This is a genomic window from Actinoallomurus iriomotensis (assembly GCF_030269445.1).
GTDB classification, from domain to species: Bacteria; Actinomycetota; Actinomycetes; order Streptosporangiales; family Streptosporangiaceae; genus Actinoallomurus; species Actinoallomurus iriomotensis.
The window spans coordinates 363006-378220 of sequence record NZ_BSTJ01000010.1 but is presented as its reverse complement, the minus strand read 5'-3'; the positions used below and the strand labels follow the sequence as shown (position 1 = coordinate 378220).

At 73.0% G+C, this 15215-nt stretch carries 13 protein-coding genes; 5 read left to right on the top strand and 8 right to left on the bottom strand.

What is annotated here, in order from left to right:
- Positions 1-66: 66 nt before the first annotated feature.
- Positions 67-486, top strand: a complete 420-nt coding sequence (locus QSK37_RS36755; RefSeq protein WP_285630156.1) for a G5 domain-containing protein — start codon at positions 67-69, stop codon at positions 484-486.
- 20 nt (positions 487-506) lie between these two features.
- Here the strand turns inward: QSK37_RS36755 and QSK37_RS36750 are convergent, their stop codons facing one another.
- Entirely contained in the window at positions 507-1376 is an 870-nt protein-coding gene (locus QSK37_RS36750) for an AraC family transcriptional regulator (RefSeq protein ID WP_285630155.1), read from the bottom strand.
- A 92-nt stretch (positions 1377-1468) separates the two neighbouring features.
- Here QSK37_RS36750 and QSK37_RS36745 point away from each other — a divergent pair, with 92 nt between their 5' ends.
- Entirely contained in the window at positions 1469-4846 is a 3378-nt protein-coding gene (locus tag QSK37_RS36745; protein ID WP_285630153.1) for a DUF5107 domain-containing protein, read from the top strand.
- On the opposite strand, the gene QSK37_RS36740 is transcribed toward QSK37_RS36745, so the two are convergent.
- From QSK37_RS36740 to QSK37_RS36720, 5 genes are all read right to left on the bottom strand, one after another.
- Positions 4819-5286, bottom strand: a complete 468-nt coding sequence (locus QSK37_RS36740; RefSeq protein ID WP_285630151.1) for a nuclear transport factor 2 family protein — start codon at positions 5284-5286, stop codon at positions 4819-4821. The two genes, QSK37_RS36745 and QSK37_RS36740, sit on opposite strands and share 28 nt — an antisense overlap.
- Before the next feature lie 105 nt (positions 5287-5391).
- Positions 5392-6423, bottom strand: coding sequence for a hypothetical protein (locus QSK37_RS36735; RefSeq protein ID WP_285630149.1), 1032 nt, complete (start codon positions 6421-6423; stop codon positions 5392-5394).
- A gap of 1 nt (position 6424) precedes the next feature.
- A complete protein-coding gene (locus QSK37_RS36730) occupies positions 6425-7504 on the bottom strand; it encodes a DnaJ domain-containing protein (protein WP_285630147.1) in 1080 nt (359 codons plus the stop codon).
- 127 nt (positions 7505-7631) lie between these two features.
- Positions 7632-8213, bottom strand: a complete 582-nt coding sequence (locus tag QSK37_RS36725; RefSeq protein ID WP_285630145.1) for a carboxymuconolactone decarboxylase family protein — start codon at positions 8211-8213, stop codon at positions 7632-7634.
- Entirely contained in the window at positions 8203-8541 is a 339-nt protein-coding gene (locus tag QSK37_RS36720; protein ID WP_285630144.1) for a hypothetical protein, read from the bottom strand. The genes QSK37_RS36725 and QSK37_RS36720 overlap by 11 nt, the downstream gene beginning before the upstream one ends.
- Positions 8542-8715: 174 nt before the next feature.
- On the opposite strand from QSK37_RS36720, the gene QSK37_RS36715 reads away from it, so the two are divergent.
- From QSK37_RS36715 to QSK37_RS36705, 3 genes are all read left to right on the top strand, one after another.
- Positions 8716-9057 (top strand): YciI family protein, encoded by a 342-nt coding sequence (locus tag QSK37_RS36715; protein WP_285630142.1) that lies wholly within the window; start codon positions 8716-8718, stop codon positions 9055-9057.
- A gap of 4 nt (positions 9058-9061) precedes the next feature.
- On the top strand, positions 9062-10261 hold the full coding sequence (locus tag QSK37_RS36710) for an RNA polymerase sigma factor (RefSeq protein ID WP_285630140.1): 1200 nt from the start codon (positions 9062-9064) through the stop codon (positions 10259-10261).
- Positions 10262-10464: 203 nt separating this feature from the next.
- Entirely contained in the window at positions 10465-11445 is a 981-nt protein-coding gene (locus QSK37_RS36705) for a pectate lyase family protein (protein WP_285630138.1), read from the top strand.
- A gap of 54 nt (positions 11446-11499) precedes the next feature.
- Here the strand turns inward: QSK37_RS36705 and QSK37_RS36700 are convergent, their stop codons facing one another.
- Together QSK37_RS36700 and QSK37_RS36695 are read right to left on the bottom strand one after the other, a co-directional pair.
- Positions 11500-12708 carry a serine/threonine-protein kinase gene (locus QSK37_RS36700; protein WP_285630136.1) on the bottom strand — a complete coding sequence of 403 codons (1209 nt, stop codon included), beginning with the start codon at positions 12706-12708 and terminating at the stop codon, positions 11500-11502.
- Between the two features lie 64 nt (positions 12709-12772).
- Positions 12773-15130: an MDR family MFS transporter gene (locus QSK37_RS36695; protein WP_285630134.1), complete on the bottom strand. Its 2358-nt coding sequence runs from the start codon at positions 15128-15130 to the stop codon at positions 12773-12775.
- Positions 15131-15215 lie beyond the last annotated feature (85 nt).

Sequence of the window (15215 nt, the reverse complement as noted above, 5' to 3'; positions counted from 1 at the left end):
ACCTCTCCGGAGGCCCTGCCGACGTCGGCCACACCCCCCGCGTCCTCTCCCAGCCAAGGCGCGAGCGTGACGCCCACGCCTCGGGTCGAGAGGCGCACCGTCGTCGAGAGGCGCTCGATTCGCTACTCGACCCGGAGGGTCACCGACCCCGGTCTCGCCCGGGGCACGACCAGGGTGGCGAGACACGGCGTGAAGGGCGTGCTGACGCTGACCTACCGGGTCACGTTCACCGACGGACGGCAGACGGCGAAGAAGCTGGTGCGCAAGGTGGTCACGCGGGCGCCGGTCACGCGGGTGGTCATGGTGGGCACTCGCGCCGCGCGGCGGTGCGATCCGAACTACAGCGGCTGCGTGCCGATCGCCAGTGACGTCGACTGCGCGGGCGGCGGCGGCAACGGTCCGGCCTACGTCAGCGGCACCGTGCGGGTGATCGGCTCGGACATCTACGACCTCGACCGCGACGGCGACGGCATCGGCTGCGACTGATCCTGAGACCGAGACCGTGCTCAGCCCTTGTGCTGGACGCGGTAGGCGCTCGGGCTGACGCCGTGCATCCGGCCGAACTGCCGGGAGAAGTAGAACGGCTCGGTGTAGCCGAGGGCGCGGGCGATCTCGGCGATCGGCCGGTCCGTGGTGTCCAGCAGTTCGCGGGCGCGGGACATGCGCAGGCGAGTCTGGTACCGCAGAACCGAGGTGCCGGTCGCGCGGCGGAACAGGGCCGCGAAGTGCGACGGGCTGAGCCGTGCGAGCGCGGCGAGTTCGGCCACGCTGGTGCGCGCGCCGACGTGCTCGCGCAGGTACTGCTGCGCCTGCCGTACGGCGTCGGCCCGGCCCGGGGGCGCGCCGGTCTGGCCGGCGGCCAGCAGCGCCAGCAGGTGCCAGGCGGCGCCCGCGGCGGCCAGCCGGCTGGGCACCGAGTCGTCGCGTTCCATCCGGCCGAGCGCCTCCTCGACCAGCGAGACCGCCTGGTAGACGTCGCCCACCGGGACCACCGGCCGCTCCGGGTCGGCCAGGACCGCGCCGGCCAGCTCACCGGCGTCGGTACCGCCCACGTGCAGCCACCAGATCGTCCAGGGCCGGTCCGGGTCGGCGCCGTACTCGTGGCCCACCCCGGCCGGGATGACCAGCGCCTCACCCGGCCCGACCTCGAACCGTCCGGACGGCAGCCGGCACCACCCCGCACCCTCGGCGCAGACGATGACGATGACCTGCGGGCTGCCCTCCGTACGGCTCCGGCGGTGGTCGGCGGCCTGCGGGAAGTATCCGCAGTCGGTGACGAGCAGCCGTGAGGTGAGCGGCAGCCCGAGCGCCTCGCGCACCAGCGGGCGGGCGAGCACGCTGATGCGCTCACCGGGGAAGCCGTCCATGCGGGGCATGGCGCCATGCTGGCGGCCGATCGTCGTTTCGTCCAGGGAATCCGTTCCTTCGCACATTCCGGCGGCTTCGGGCGCCTCCGTACGCTCGGACCATGCCGGACGACCCCAGGATCGAGCTGCCGCCCGTACCCGAGGACCAGCAGGGGAAGGCGGTGGCGGTCTGGCGCGAGGACGTCCCGATCGAGACGTACGCTCCGGCGGACCCGGACGCCTACCCGGCGTTCCTGGAGGCCCGGGTGTACCAGGGCTCGTCCGGCCGGGTGTACCCGCTGCCGTTCTACGAGCGGATCGCCGAGACCCGCGCGCCGGTGCGCTGGGACGCGGTGCACCTGGAGAACCGCTGGCTGCGCCTCATGGTGCTGCCCGCGCTCGGCGGACGCGTCCACGTCGGCTACGACCGGACCGCCGACTATGACTTCTTCTACCGCAACAACGTCATCAAGCCCGCGCTCGTCGGGCTGACCGGCCCCTGGATCTCCGGCGGCGTGGAGTTCAACTGGCCACAGCACCACCGGCCGGGCACGTTCCTGCCGGTCGACGTCCAGATCGAGCACGAGCCGGACGGCGCGGTTACGGTGTGGTGCTCCGACCATGACCCGCTGACCCGGATGAAGGGCATGCACGGCGTACGGCTGCGGCCCGACCGTGCCGTCGTGGAGCTGCGGGTGCGGCTCTACAACCGCACCGAGGACGTGCGGACTTTCCTGTGGTGGGCCAACGTCGCCGCGCACGCGAACGACCACTACCAGTCCTTCTTCCCCACCGACGTGCGCTTCGTGGCCGACCACGCCAAGCGGGCGACGACGACGTTCCCCCGCGCCTCGGGCCGCTACTACGGCGTCGACTACCCGGCGCGCGCCGACGCCGCGAACCCGGACGGCGACCGGCTCGACTGGTACCGCAACATCCCGGTGCCCACGTCGTACATGTGCGTGGGCAGCGAGGACGACTTCTTCGGCGGCTACGACCACGGCGCGCAGGCCGGTTTCGTGCACTGGGCCGACCACCGCATCGCGCCGGGCAAGAAGCAGTGGACCTGGGGGAACGCCCCCTTCGGCTGGGCGTGGGACCGCAACCTCACGGACGGCGACGGCCCGTACGTCGAGCTGATGGCCGGCGTCTTCACCGACAACCAGCCGGACTTCTCCTTCCTCGCGCCGGGCGAGACCAAGACGTTCAGCCAGTACTGGTATCCGATCCAGCGGATCGGCCCGGCCCACCAGGCGAACCTCGACGCCGCCGTGAGCCTGTCGGCCGACGGGAGCACGGCGCGCGTCGGCGTGGCGGTGACCGCCGTACGCTCCGGCTGCGTCGTACGGCTCGGGGCGGCCGGTGCGACCGTCTGGACGGGGCAGTACGACCTCGCGCCCGGATCTCCGCTGGTCACGGACGTGTCGCTGCCCCGCACGTACGCCGCGGAGGACCTGGAGCTCACGGTCGAACACGAGGGCACGACGCTGCTGTACTGGCGGCCGCGACCGGCGACCGCCGGGGCGACGCCGCCCGAGCCGGCCACCGAGCCGCCCGCGCCGGAGGAGATCCCCACGACGGACGAGCTGTACGTCACCGGGCTGCACCTGGAGCAGTACCGGCACGCGACACGCTCGCCGGAGTCGTACTGGCGGGAGGCGCTGCGCCGCGATCCCGGCGACGCGCGGTCGGCGATCGCGCTCGCCGCGCGGCGGTACGGCGACGGGCGGTACGCCGAGGCCGAGGAGCTGCTCCGCCGCGCCGTGGCCCGCCAGACGCTGCGCAACCCGAATCCCTACGACGGCGAGGCGTACTACCGGCTGGGCCTGACGCTCATTCGCCTCGGCCGAGACGAAGAGGCCTACGACGCGCTGGCCAAGGCGGCGTGGAACGCCGCCTGGCGGGCCCCGGCGCACTGGGCGCTGGCCCGGCTCGACTGCCGCGCGGCGCGGTGGGCGGCCGCGCTGGACCATCTCGACGCCGCGCTGGCCGCCGAGGCCGGGCTGCTCCAGGCCCACGACCTGCGGGTGCTGGTGCTACGGCGACTCGGCCGTACGGAGGAGGCGGACGCGGCGCTGGCGGCGGTACGCCGGCTGGACCCGCTCGACTGGTGGGCCCGCGACCTGGCCGGCCTCCCCCTCGACTGCGACGCCCCGACCTGTCTCGACGTCGCCCTGGACTACGGCTCCGCCGGGTTCGCGGCCGAGGCGCTGCGCGTGCTCGACCGCGCCGGGGAACGGCTCGCCGACGAGGAGCCCGGTGCGCCGGACGAGTGGCGGCGGCCGCGCTCCGGCGCCGGGCCGCTGCTCGCCTACCACCGGGCGGACCTCCTGACGGTCCTCGGCGAGGACGCCGGGCCGGCCCTCGACCAGGCCCGTACCACCGACGCGCGCTACTGCTTCCCCAGCCGCGCCGAGGACGCGCTCGTACTGACGCGCGCGCTGGAGCGCGACCCCTCGGACGCGCGGGCGGCGGCACTGCTGGGCCACTGGCTTTACCACCACCACCGGCACGAGGAGGCCGTGGCCTGCTGGCGACGGGCGGTCGAGCACGACCCGTCGGACGTCGTGGCCTGGCGCAACCTCGGCGTCGCGGCCTTCAACGTCCGGGGCGACGCCGCGGAGGCCACCGCCTGCTACGACCGCGCCCTCGCGGTCGCGCCGGACGACGCGAAGCTGTGGCACGAGTCCGACCAGCTCGCCAAGCGCACCGGGACGCCGCCGGAGCAACGCCTCGCCCGGCTGGAACGGCGGCCGGACGTCGTCGCGGCCCGCGACGACCTCACCGTCGAGTACGTCCTCCTGCTGGTGGCCACCGGCCGGGCCGCCCGCGCGCTGGACGTGCTGACCGGCCGCCGCTTCCAGCCCTGGGAGGGCGGCGAGGGCCAGGCCCTGTACGCCTGGGAGCAGACCCGGCTGGCCCTGGGGCGCGAGGCACTGGCCGCCGGCGACGCCGCCGGGGCCGGGGCCCACGCCCGCGCCGCGCTCGACCCGCCCGAGTCCCTCGGCGAGGCCCGGCACCCGCTGGCCAACTGTGCCGACCTCCTCCTGCTGCTCGGCGACGCCCACGCCGCCGCCGGGGAGACGGCGGCCGCCCGCGACGCCTGGACGCGGGCGGCCACCGCCGACGGCGACTTCCAGGAGATGAGCACCCGGCCGTACAGCGAGACGACGTACTCCTCCGTGCTGGCGTGGCGCCGCCTGGGCGAGGAGGAGCGGGCGACCGCCCTGGTCACGGGCCTGGAGGCGTACGTCGCGGAGCTGCGGGCGACCCCCGCGCGGGTCGACTACTTCGCCACGTCCCTGCCGACGATGCTGCTGTTCACCGACGATCTCCCGGCCCGCCGGGCGACCACCGCGGCCTTCCTCGCCGCCCAGGCGGCGGAGCTGCGCGGCCGCCCGGACGAGACACGGGCGCGGATCGCCGAGGTCATCGCCGGCGACCCCAACCACCTGGGCGCGCTGACCTTCGCTCAGGTCCGATCGGCCAGCCAGGGGTAGCGCTCGGTGTCCTTCGCGGCGTAGTCGGGGTCGAGGTAGATGAACAGGCGCTGGATCCTCCAGTCGCGGATCTCGAACACGTCGCACCAGCGGCCCGCGGCCCACTCCGGCACCCCGGCGCGCCAGGGGCCGTCGCGGTGCTCGCCGTGGCTCGTGCCCTCGACCACCACCACGTCACTGCCGGAGAACACCCAGTTGAAGTGCGAGTAGTGGTGCTCGATCTTCTTGATCGTGGCCCCGACGTCGCCGAACATCCGGCCGATCTCCTCCTTGCCGTTGGCAAGGCCCCACTTGGGGAAGTACGCCTGGGCGTCGTCGGCGAACAGGTCGAGAATGCCGTCACCCGTCGAGGTGACTCCCCCGTTGTCGAACGCCTTCAGATATTCGAGGACGACGGACTTGCGCTGCTCGTCGGTCATCGTCTCTCTGCTCAGGGCCACACCGTCTCCGATCGTCGAACGGGAATGCGCACACCATGACATCGGCGGAGACGGGCGGCCCCGCTACAGGACACCGAATACGCGGCGGCACGCGGAACGGGACGCCTACCCGTCGGCCAGGGACCGCCAGTGCCGGAGTTCCTCGCGTGCCACGCGGGTGTCGGGGTGGTCGTCGCCGTAGGCACGCGCGCAGGCGTCGGTCACGTCCCACAGCAGCCGGGCGGCCCGCGCCGCCTCCCCGGACAGGCCCAGCCAGGTGGCGTGCTCCACCCGGCAGGCCAGTGTGTCCGGATGTTCGGAACCGACCACGGCGGAAAGGTCGGCGACCAGCACCCCGAACGCCGCCGCGGCCGCCGCCGCCTGCCCGGCCACCCCCATCGCGAGCGAATCGGCGTAACGCCGTGCGAACACCTCAGGGTCCGGGACGGGCACGTCCCGCCGAGGCGGCTCCGGCGGGGGGCCGGGTTCGCGCTGTTCGGATTCTCGCTGCTCTGGTGCGGGCCGCGGCTCGGACGGAGGCTCGGGAGCGGGCCGCGGCTCAGGCGGGGGCTCGGGTGGGGACTGCGGTTCAGGTGCGGGTCGTGGCTCGGGACGGGAGGTGCCACCGGCCGGCCTCCTCGCCGCGTCCCCCGGCTCGGCCCTCGGCTCCTGCCGCTCGGCCAGCATCTTCCATTCGACGTGCGCCGCCGATTGGCGGTAACGCTCGGAATGGTGCGGTCCCAGCGGCCGGGCCGAGTCGCGGATAAGGACATCCAGCAGCCGCGCCGCCCGGCCGGGATCCCCCGCCAGGCCGACTGCTTCGGCGAGGACTCGCCGGCTCACGAACGTCTCGACGTGCTGGGCGCCGAGGATGCGGGTCATGTCGGCCGTCACCCGCTCGCACAGCGACAGGACCTTGGCGGCGTCGCCCGCCCGCGCCGTCCAGTACGCGCGGCACCGCAGGGCGACCAGGGTCCGCGGATGCTCCTCCCCGAGTCGGCTGATCGCGTCCAGCACGATGTCCGCGAAGAGTGCGGCCACTGCTGCGGCGTCGCCCTGTGCGCCGATGGTCTCGGCCTCACGGGTGCGCCGGGAAATCTCCTTCTCGGCGTCCGTATGTGGTTCTGGCAACTCCTTGGCGCGCCGGAAACGGGGCATGTCACTCCTCCCGTCGGACGAAGCCGGGCACCGGTGCCACACGCAACCGGAGCGTGCTCACGCCGAGCAGTTCGTCCCGGATTGTGATCCGTGTTCCGGTGTCAGAACCCGCGGCCACCGGGGCCGCGATCGTTCGCGTGGTCGCGACCCATCCGGACAGAGCGCACCCGTGGCAGGGCGACTCGGCGCCGCCCTTGCCGCCGCAGGCATCGCATTTCGTGGGAACGGACGATCCGAACTGCCAATAGCCGCGTCCCCCGCAGGTTTCACAACGATGGACGGTCCTGCCCGCGCCCTGGCAGGAGTCGCAGATCTCACGGTCGTCGAGGACGAATTCGTGGGATCCGGCACCTTCCACGACGACACGACGGGAGACGTGTACCTCGATCTCTTCGGAAATGCCATTGGACGAGACGAGCCCAAGGCCGCGATCGTAACCGCGTCTCCGCCGCGAATCGCCGATCCGGCGATAGGCGGCCTTCACCTCGTCCGGAACCGTGACCTGATTGCCGACGATCTGGACGACCTGACGGTACCGTTCGGTTATCTGCTCGGCATCGGCGTCCGACGCGACGCCGAGCACCTCATAGCAGTTCCGCACCGGCGCGCGAGGTGGCGGCTTCGGCTGCTTTGGCGGCTTCGGGCGCGGGGGCGGGGCCGACGGCGTGTTCCAGCCACGCCCGTCACATCGGAAGCATGGATCAGGGACCCGGCCGCTGCCCCCGCATTCGGGGCAGTCCCGGGCGAAGCCCATGCGCACCCGGCCGAGGCCTCCGCATGCGTCGCACTTCAGGAACCGCCACGCGCCGGACCCGCTGCACGTGCGGCACCGGACACGGGTGCGCGCGGTCCCTTCCGTGCGCCCCCGCAGTTCCTGGTCGTACATGCGGCGCCGCTCGGGATCGCCGAGGACCTCGCAGATCTTGCAGATGTAGTCGAACCGCTCGGCCGCCTTCGGGTCGCCGGGGTTGGCGTCGGGATGCGCCGCTCGGAGCTTGGCACGGCGCGCGATTCTGATCTGTTCCGCAGACGCGTCCGACGCTACTCCGAGGATGGCGTAGTAATCGTGTTGGTCGGCCACCGTGCCCTTCTCCCCGGCGGTTCAATGTTCGCCAGCGCGCCACATCTTAGAGCCTTCTGATCACGGCTCTTGTTACGCTCCAGAAGGTGCTCGGAGTGCTCACCGGAATGGCTTGACGGAAGAAGCGCTATCGGTAACCGCGCTTGAGCAGGTGCCGCGCTCCGGCCGCGAAGCCCTCGGGGCCGGGCAGCGCGAACCCGAACGCGTCGGCGAGCCGGTTGGTGATGTTGAAGGCGGCGCAGACCGCGAGCGCGTCCTGGACCTGCTGGGGGGTGACGCCGGCGGCCAGCACCTCCCGCATGTCCTCGGCGCCGACCCGTCCCTCCCGGGTCAGCCTGCCGAGCATCCGCAGCGTCGCCCGTAGCGGCTCGGCGATGGGGGCCGATGCGAGGTCGGCCAGTACCGCCGCGACCCGTGGACCGTCCTGGTACGCCTGGCTCGCGGTCGCGGTGTGCGCGCCGACGCAGAACGCCGAGTCGTTCACCGTGGACACGTAGGCCGCCATCAGCTCCCGGTCGCCCACCGACCAGGCGGACGGCCCGCGCATCGCCTCGTGGGTGAACTCCTTGGCCCGGGCGCCGTAGAAATCGGGCCGGTAGAAGACCAGCCTGGCGGCGTCCGGCAGCGGGTGGCCGGAGAACAGCCGGATGAGCGCGAACAGCAGCTTGGTGCCGGGGCGGTAGCCGCGGTCGAGGATGTCAAGCCGCACCGTGGGGCCTCCCGTCACCGGTCGCCTCGGCCAGGGCCGCCAGCCCGGCCTCGTACAGCCGGGTGGACCGGCCGACCGCGGCGCACACCACCAGTTCGAAGAGCTGGTCCTCGGTGCAGCCCGCCGCCTTCGCCGCGGCCAGGTCCGCCTCGGTGACCTGCGCGGGCCGGTCGGCGACCTTGCCGATCAGCGCGTCCAGCGGCGGCGGCGCGAGGCCGTCGCCGGCGAAGGCACGCGCCCGCTGCTCCGCGGACGCCCGGCCCTCCCCGCCCAGCACGCGCTCCACCAGGGCTCGGTGCGCTGCCCGCTTCCTGTCCTCATCCGGCACGGCGTCCTCCGTCTTCTCCCGGCTCGGTCCTCATCTACCTGACGATCGGCGGGACGCCGAACAGGACAGGTGACGCGAGAAATTCTCGCGGCGGTTGTCTCATCCGCCGGTCCCCTGATCGTCTTACCGGTGAAGGGCGATACCGGCCGGCGAAAGAGGCAGGGGAAGCGAGAGATGAAGTACGTGCTGTTGTTCGTGGAGACCGAGGAGTTCGCCGCCGACCTGGACGCGCTGGGCCCGGCCGAGCGTGAGCGGGCGTACGAGCGGGTGGATGAGTGGTTCGCGGAGCACGCGGACAAGATCCGGGGTGGCGCCAAGCTGCGGCCGGCGGAGACGGCGACGACGGTGCGGCTCGACCGCGGCGAGCCGGTCATCGTCGACGGGCCGTTCGTGGAGGGCAAAGAGGCGGTCAGCGGTTACACCGAGATCGAGGTCGCCGATCTGGACGAGGCGCTGCGCATGGTAGCGACCTGGCCGGCCTGCCCCGTCGTCGAGATCCGTCCGCTGGAGTCCTGAGCCGGTGACCGACGCCTCGCACGATCGGCTGGCCCGCGTGATCCGGCAGCACGCGGGCCGGCTGGCGGCCTCGCTGATGCACGTCACCGGCGGCGACTTCGCCACCGCCGAGGACCTGGTCCAGGACGCCGTGCTGGCGGCGCTGCGGCACTGGCCGGCGGAGGGAATCCCGGAACGGCCGGATGCGTGGCTGTTCACCGTGGCCCGGCGCCGCGGCCTGGACGCGCTGCGGCGCGAGGCCAATTACCGGACCAAGCTGGCGCAGGTGCGGTGGCCGGTCCAGCCCGGCCCGGACGAGCGGCTACGGCTGATCTTCACCTGCTGCCACCCGGCGCTGCCCCGGTCGGCGCGGATCGCGCTCACCCTGCGGGTGGTGTGCGGCCTGACCACCGCGCAGATCGCCCGCGCGTTCCTCACCAGTGAGGCCACCGTCGCCCGGCGGATCAGCCGGGCCAAACGGAAGATCACCGACGCCGGGATCCCGTACCGGATTCCCGGCGACGACCAGCTCGCCGCGCGCCTGACCGAGGTCCTCACGGTGATCTACCTGCTGTTCAACGAGGGCTACCTGTCCACCGCCGGGACGGCGCGGTCACGCGACCTGACCGAGGACGCCGAATGGCTGGCCGGCCTGCTGCACGGGCTGATGCCGAACGAGCCGGAGGTCGCCGGGCTGCTCACGTTGATCCGGCTGCACCGCGCCCGCGCGGGAGGCCGCTTCGATCCCGCCGGCGGGCTGGTGCTGCTGGAGGACCAGGACCGGTCGCGGTGGGACCGGGAGGCGATCGCGGACGCGACGCGGCTGCTGACCGGCGCCGCACGGCGGCGGCGCCCCGGCCCCTATCAGCTGCAGGCCGCGATCGTCGCCTGTCACGCCGAGGCCGAGCGCTGGCAGGACACCGACTGGGAACAGATCTTGCTGCTGTACGACATGCTGCTGCACCTGGCGCCGTCGCCGGTCACGCGCCTGCACCGGGCCATCGCCGTGCGCTACGCCACCGGGCCGCGGGAGGCCCTGGCCGAGCTGGACGCCCTCGCCGGCGAACTGCGCGACTACCACCTCTACCACGCGACCCGCGCCGAACTCCTGCGACGGCTCGGCCGTCCCGGTGAGGCCCGCGCCGCCGACCGCCGCGCTCTGGAGCTGACCGCCAACCCGGCCGAACAGGCCCTGCTCCGGCAGCGCGCCGGTCTCGGGTCATGAAAGCTTTCATGGCCCCGCGAGTGGCGTGACCTGCGGACTCGGTGCCTCTGACCTGGAGGAAGCGTTCACCGGGGAGGACGGCCTCGACGTCCTCCTTGACGGATCGTTGACGGCCCATGTCCGGAAGCGCACGATGGGCGCCGTTGGAAAAGCTTTTCCCGCGACCGGTTCCATCATCACCGACCGTCCTGAGGAGGATCATGATGGGAAACCACAACCGGCTCCGTCCGCTCGGCGCCGTCGTGGCCCTCGCCCTCGGCGTCAGCGCCCTGGCCGGTTCCGCGGCGGCCGCCACGACCGCGGCGGTGGCCCCGTTACCTCTCGCCGAGTCCAGCCCGGTCGGCTGGGCGAGCCAGAGCGGCGGCACGACCGGCGGCACCGGCGGCACGACGGTGACCGTCACCAGCGCGTCCCAGCTCGCCGACTACGCGAGCCGCAGCGGCTCGTACGTCATCAAGGTGAACAGCACGATCTCGCTCTCGTCGATGACGAAGGTCACCTCGAACAAGACGATCATCGGGGTGGGCATGGCCGGCCGGATCACCGGGTACGGGCTGAACGTCAACCAGGCGAACAACGTCGTCATCCGCAATCTGACGTTCACCGGATCCGCCGACGACGCGATCAACGTCCAGTACTCCACGCACGTGTGGATCGACCACAACGATCTGTCCAACGCCTACGACGGCGCGACCGACATCAAGCGCGCCTCGGACTACGTGACCGTGTCGTGGAACCACTACCACGACCAGAACAAGAACGCCCTGCTCGGCCACGACGACGGCAACGGCTCCGAGGACCTCGGCCACCTGCGCGTGACATACGTGCACAACTGGTTCGACGGCACGGTGCAGCGGAACCCGCGCGTGCGCTTCGGCAGCCCGGTGCACGTGCTCAACAACTACTACAACGGCAACAGCGGCTACGGCGTCGCCTCCACCTGCGACGCGGGCGTCCTCGTCGAGAAGAACTACTTCGAGAAGGTCGAGCACCCGACGGTCGTCCAGACCGGTGACTCGCCCGAGGGCGACCTGCGGCTGGTCGACAACTACCTCACCGGCTCCGGCACGGCGGAGTCGCGCAACGCCTCGTCGGTGCCGAATGTGCCGTACTCCTACTCGGCGGACTCGGCCTCGACCGTGAAGTCGGTCGTCACGGCCGGCGCGGGCGTCGGCAAGATCTGATCCCGCGCATGACGAGCCCCGGGTGGACGCGGCGTCCGCCCGGGGTTCGTGACGTCAGTGCCGGCCCTTGCCGCCCTTGCCGTGCTTGGCCGGTTTACCGTGTTTGCCGGGTTTCGGCCGGTGGGCCGGGGCATGTGCCGGGGGCCTGGGGCGCCTGGCCACGGGTCGCGGACTCGCCTTGGTCGGCGTCGCCGACGGAGTCGTGACCGCCGCCGAGGGTGAGGGTGCGACCGCCGGTCGGTCGTGGGACGCCGGCCAGGCGGACCAGGTGACGACGCCCGCGAGCACGGCGAGGCCGCCAACCGCGAGCGGAAGCGCCCGCCGGCGTCGTACGGGTGGAAGCGGCTGGGCCAGGACCTGGGTGAGGCTCCCGCTCCGTACGCCCGGGATCGGCTGGTCGAGCGGTGTGTCGTCCGGGTGCCGGGCGCCCATCGCCGGGTCGGTCCTCAGCCGGGCGGCCCGCTCGGCGACGGCCGCCGCCGGGTGCGGTCGCGCCGCCGGCTCCTTGGCGGTCAGCGCGTGAACCAGATCGACGAGGCCGGGCGGTACCGACGACGGGAGCGGCGGCAGCGGCGTGTCGCGGTGCGCGAGGACGACGGCGGTCGGAGGTCCCTCGTACGGCGGCCGGCCGGTCAGCAGCTCGAAGGCGATGACGCCGAGCGCGTACAGGTCGCTGGCGGCCGTCGCCGGCCGGCCGAGCGCCTGCTCGGGCGCGAGGTACAGCGGCGTGCCCATCAGCGTGCCGGTCCGGGTGAGCGAACTGGCGTCCATCGCGCGGGCGATGCCGAAATCGGTGATCTTGATCGAGCCGTCGTGGCCCAGCAGCACGTTCCCCGGTTTGACGTCGCGGTGGACGAGGCCCGCCGTGTGCGCCGCGGCCAGCGCCGACGCCACGGCGGCGATGATGTCGAGCACCCGGCCGGGGTCCATCGGCGCCTCGCGGGCGATCGCCGCGGACAGCGACTCGCCCGCCACGTACTCCATCACCAGGTAGGGCGGCTCCCCGCCATCGCCCTCGCTGTAGTCGAAGACCTGGGCGATGCCCGGATGGGACAGGCCGGCCGCGTGCTGCGCCTCGCGGCGGAACCGCTCACGGAACTCCGCGTTGTCGGCGTACTCACCGCGCAGCACCTTGACCGCGGTCGGACGGCCGAGCGCGACGTCCTCCGCGCGCCAGACCTCGCCCTGCCCGCCGGCGGCGATGCGCTCCACCAGCCGGTAGCGGCCGCCCAGCAGCCTGCCCTCACCCAGTGTCGAAGTCATAGTCCGGGCACGATACCGACAGCGGCGGCCGACGGCGACGTGGCGGGGGCGAGGTGCACGGTGGTCACTGCCAGGGAGCCGGCGCCGGCGGCGCCATCGGCGGGCTCGCGTACGCGGGCGGCGGGCCGGCCTGCTCGGGCGGGCGGCTCCTCAGCAGCAGGGCCGCTCCGGCCGCGGCGACTCCGATGATCCCGGCCACGATCAGCGGTGTCATGGAGAGCGGATGGAAGAAGGGCACCGACAGGGCGCTGCCGAGCACCAATCCGGCCTGGAGCAGGCCGCCGCCGAACCCCGCCAGCCCGTCCGGCGGCTCACCGACGAGGGCCGTGGCCGCACCGGCCACCGTCGCGCCCAGGCCGACGCCGAGCAGCGCCGCCACCGGAAGAAGCAGCAGGGAGGTGCCGCTCGTCGCGACCGGGTACCCGACGAGCGCGGTCACCCCGGAGACCGCGCATCCGGCGGCCAGCACCGGGCCGGGGCCGAGCCGCCCGGCCAGGGCGCCTCCGGCCAGCGCGCACCCGAGTGCCGTCACGGCGAGTGGCGCCAGCCGCACACCGGTGCCGATCGGGCTGTATCCCCAGTACGCCTGCAGGCGGAAGCTCAGGAACGTCATGGCCACGAAGGCGGGGCACAGACCCAGGGCGAACACCGCGGTCCCGCCGGTCGCCCGTAGGGGCAGCGGCGACGGCCGTACGGCGAACGCCACGATCACGGCGACCACCGCGATGACGACGGCGAGCGACAGGGGCAGGATGGTCCTGACCTGAAGCCATCCGGTGTTCTGGTGTGGGAGGCCGTAGGTCAGCAACGGCACGATGAGGGAGAGCAGCACCACGCCGAGGGCGCCGTTCGCCGACCCCCTCGCCTGGGAGTCACGCACACCGACGAGGCCCAGCCCCCCGGCGACCACCAGCGGCAACAGCAGCACCAGGAAGATGAGACGCCAGCTCAGGTACTCCACGAACAGGCCGCCGACGAACCCGCCGTCGGCCATGGGCACGACGACGGCCGCCGCCCACACCCCGAGGGCGAACACACCCTGACGGCCGGGGAACATGTCACGGATCAGTGCGACCCCCGCCGCGAGCACCAGACCCGCCGCGAGCCCCTGGAAGAGCCGGAAGGCCAGGAACATTCCCGAGCCGCTCGCGAACGCCATCGGCAGTGTCGCGACCGTGTACGCGGCCAGGCCGGCGATGAAGATCTTCTTGCGGCCGACGGCGTCGGCGATCCGGCCGGCCGGCACTATCGCCGCCACGAGGGCGAACCGGTAGAAGTCGCCGATCGAGGTCAGGGAGTGGACGCTGAGACCGAGATCCCTCGACACGACCGGATAGGCGACCGACAGCATGGCCTGGCCGAGCATGACGGTGAACGTCGCGAGTGCGACCGCCAGCAGGGCGACGGCCGGGACGCCGGGCAACCCGCGCCGCGGCGAGGACGCCGGGGCCGCCCAGGGCGCGAACGCCGGACCCGGCGCCCCGGACGGGACGGTCGGACCCCACACGGGCGGCGGTACGGGCGGCGGCTGGATCGAGGGCAGGTGCTCGGCGGTGACGGCCGAGGCTCCCGCGGCGAGGATCGGGGACATCTCCGTCGTGGCGGCGGCCTGTCCCGGGACCGCCCGGCCGAGCAGGCTCAGCAGTACGTCGGTCGCCGCCGGGCGGCGGGCCGGGTCCTTGTTCAGGCAGGCGTTCACAAGGGCTGCCAGGGGCTGCGGCAGCATGCTCACGTCCGCGTCGACGTGCAGCACCCGGTGCAGCACCGCCGGAATGGAGTCCGAGCCGAACGCCGACCGCCCGGTTGCGGCGAACAGGATCGTGGTCCCCCAGGCGAACATGTCGGCGGCCGGCCCGAGCGGCGCGCCCGCGACCTGCTCGGGCGCCATGTACGCCGGGGTGCCGACAACCTGGCTGGTCAGCGTCCCCGGGGCGTCGAGAGCGCGCGCGATGCCGAAGTCGATGACCCGGGGCCCGTCCGGGCTCATCAGCACGTTGGGCGGCTTGAAGTCGCGATGCACGATCTTGGCCTCGTGGATCGCGGCCAGCGCCGTGGCCGTGGCGATCGCGAGCCGCATCAGGTCATCGCCGGTCCGCGGTCCCTGGTCGCGCACGAGATCCTGCAGCGACGGGCCGTCGACGTACTCGCTGACGATGTACGGCGTGTCGCCTTCGGCGTCCGCGTCGAGGACCCGCGCGGTGCAGAATCCGGCGACCCGTTCGGCCGTCGCCAGCTCGCGTACGAACCGGCGGCGGGCCGCCTCGTCACCGCCCTGCCCGACGCGCAGCAGCTTGACCGCGACCTGCGCGCCGTCGGGCGCGCGTCCCAGGAACACGACGCCCTGGCCGCCCTCGCCCAGCCGGCCGGTGAGCTCGTACTCCCCCAGACGCTGAGGATCTCCCGGCCGCAGAGGATCCGCCATCCGCGTTCACCTTTCGCCCGGCCCGCCATGTCCGCCCCGATTCGATCACATTCGGGTGGCCGATGGTGCTCGATACGTCAAGCCG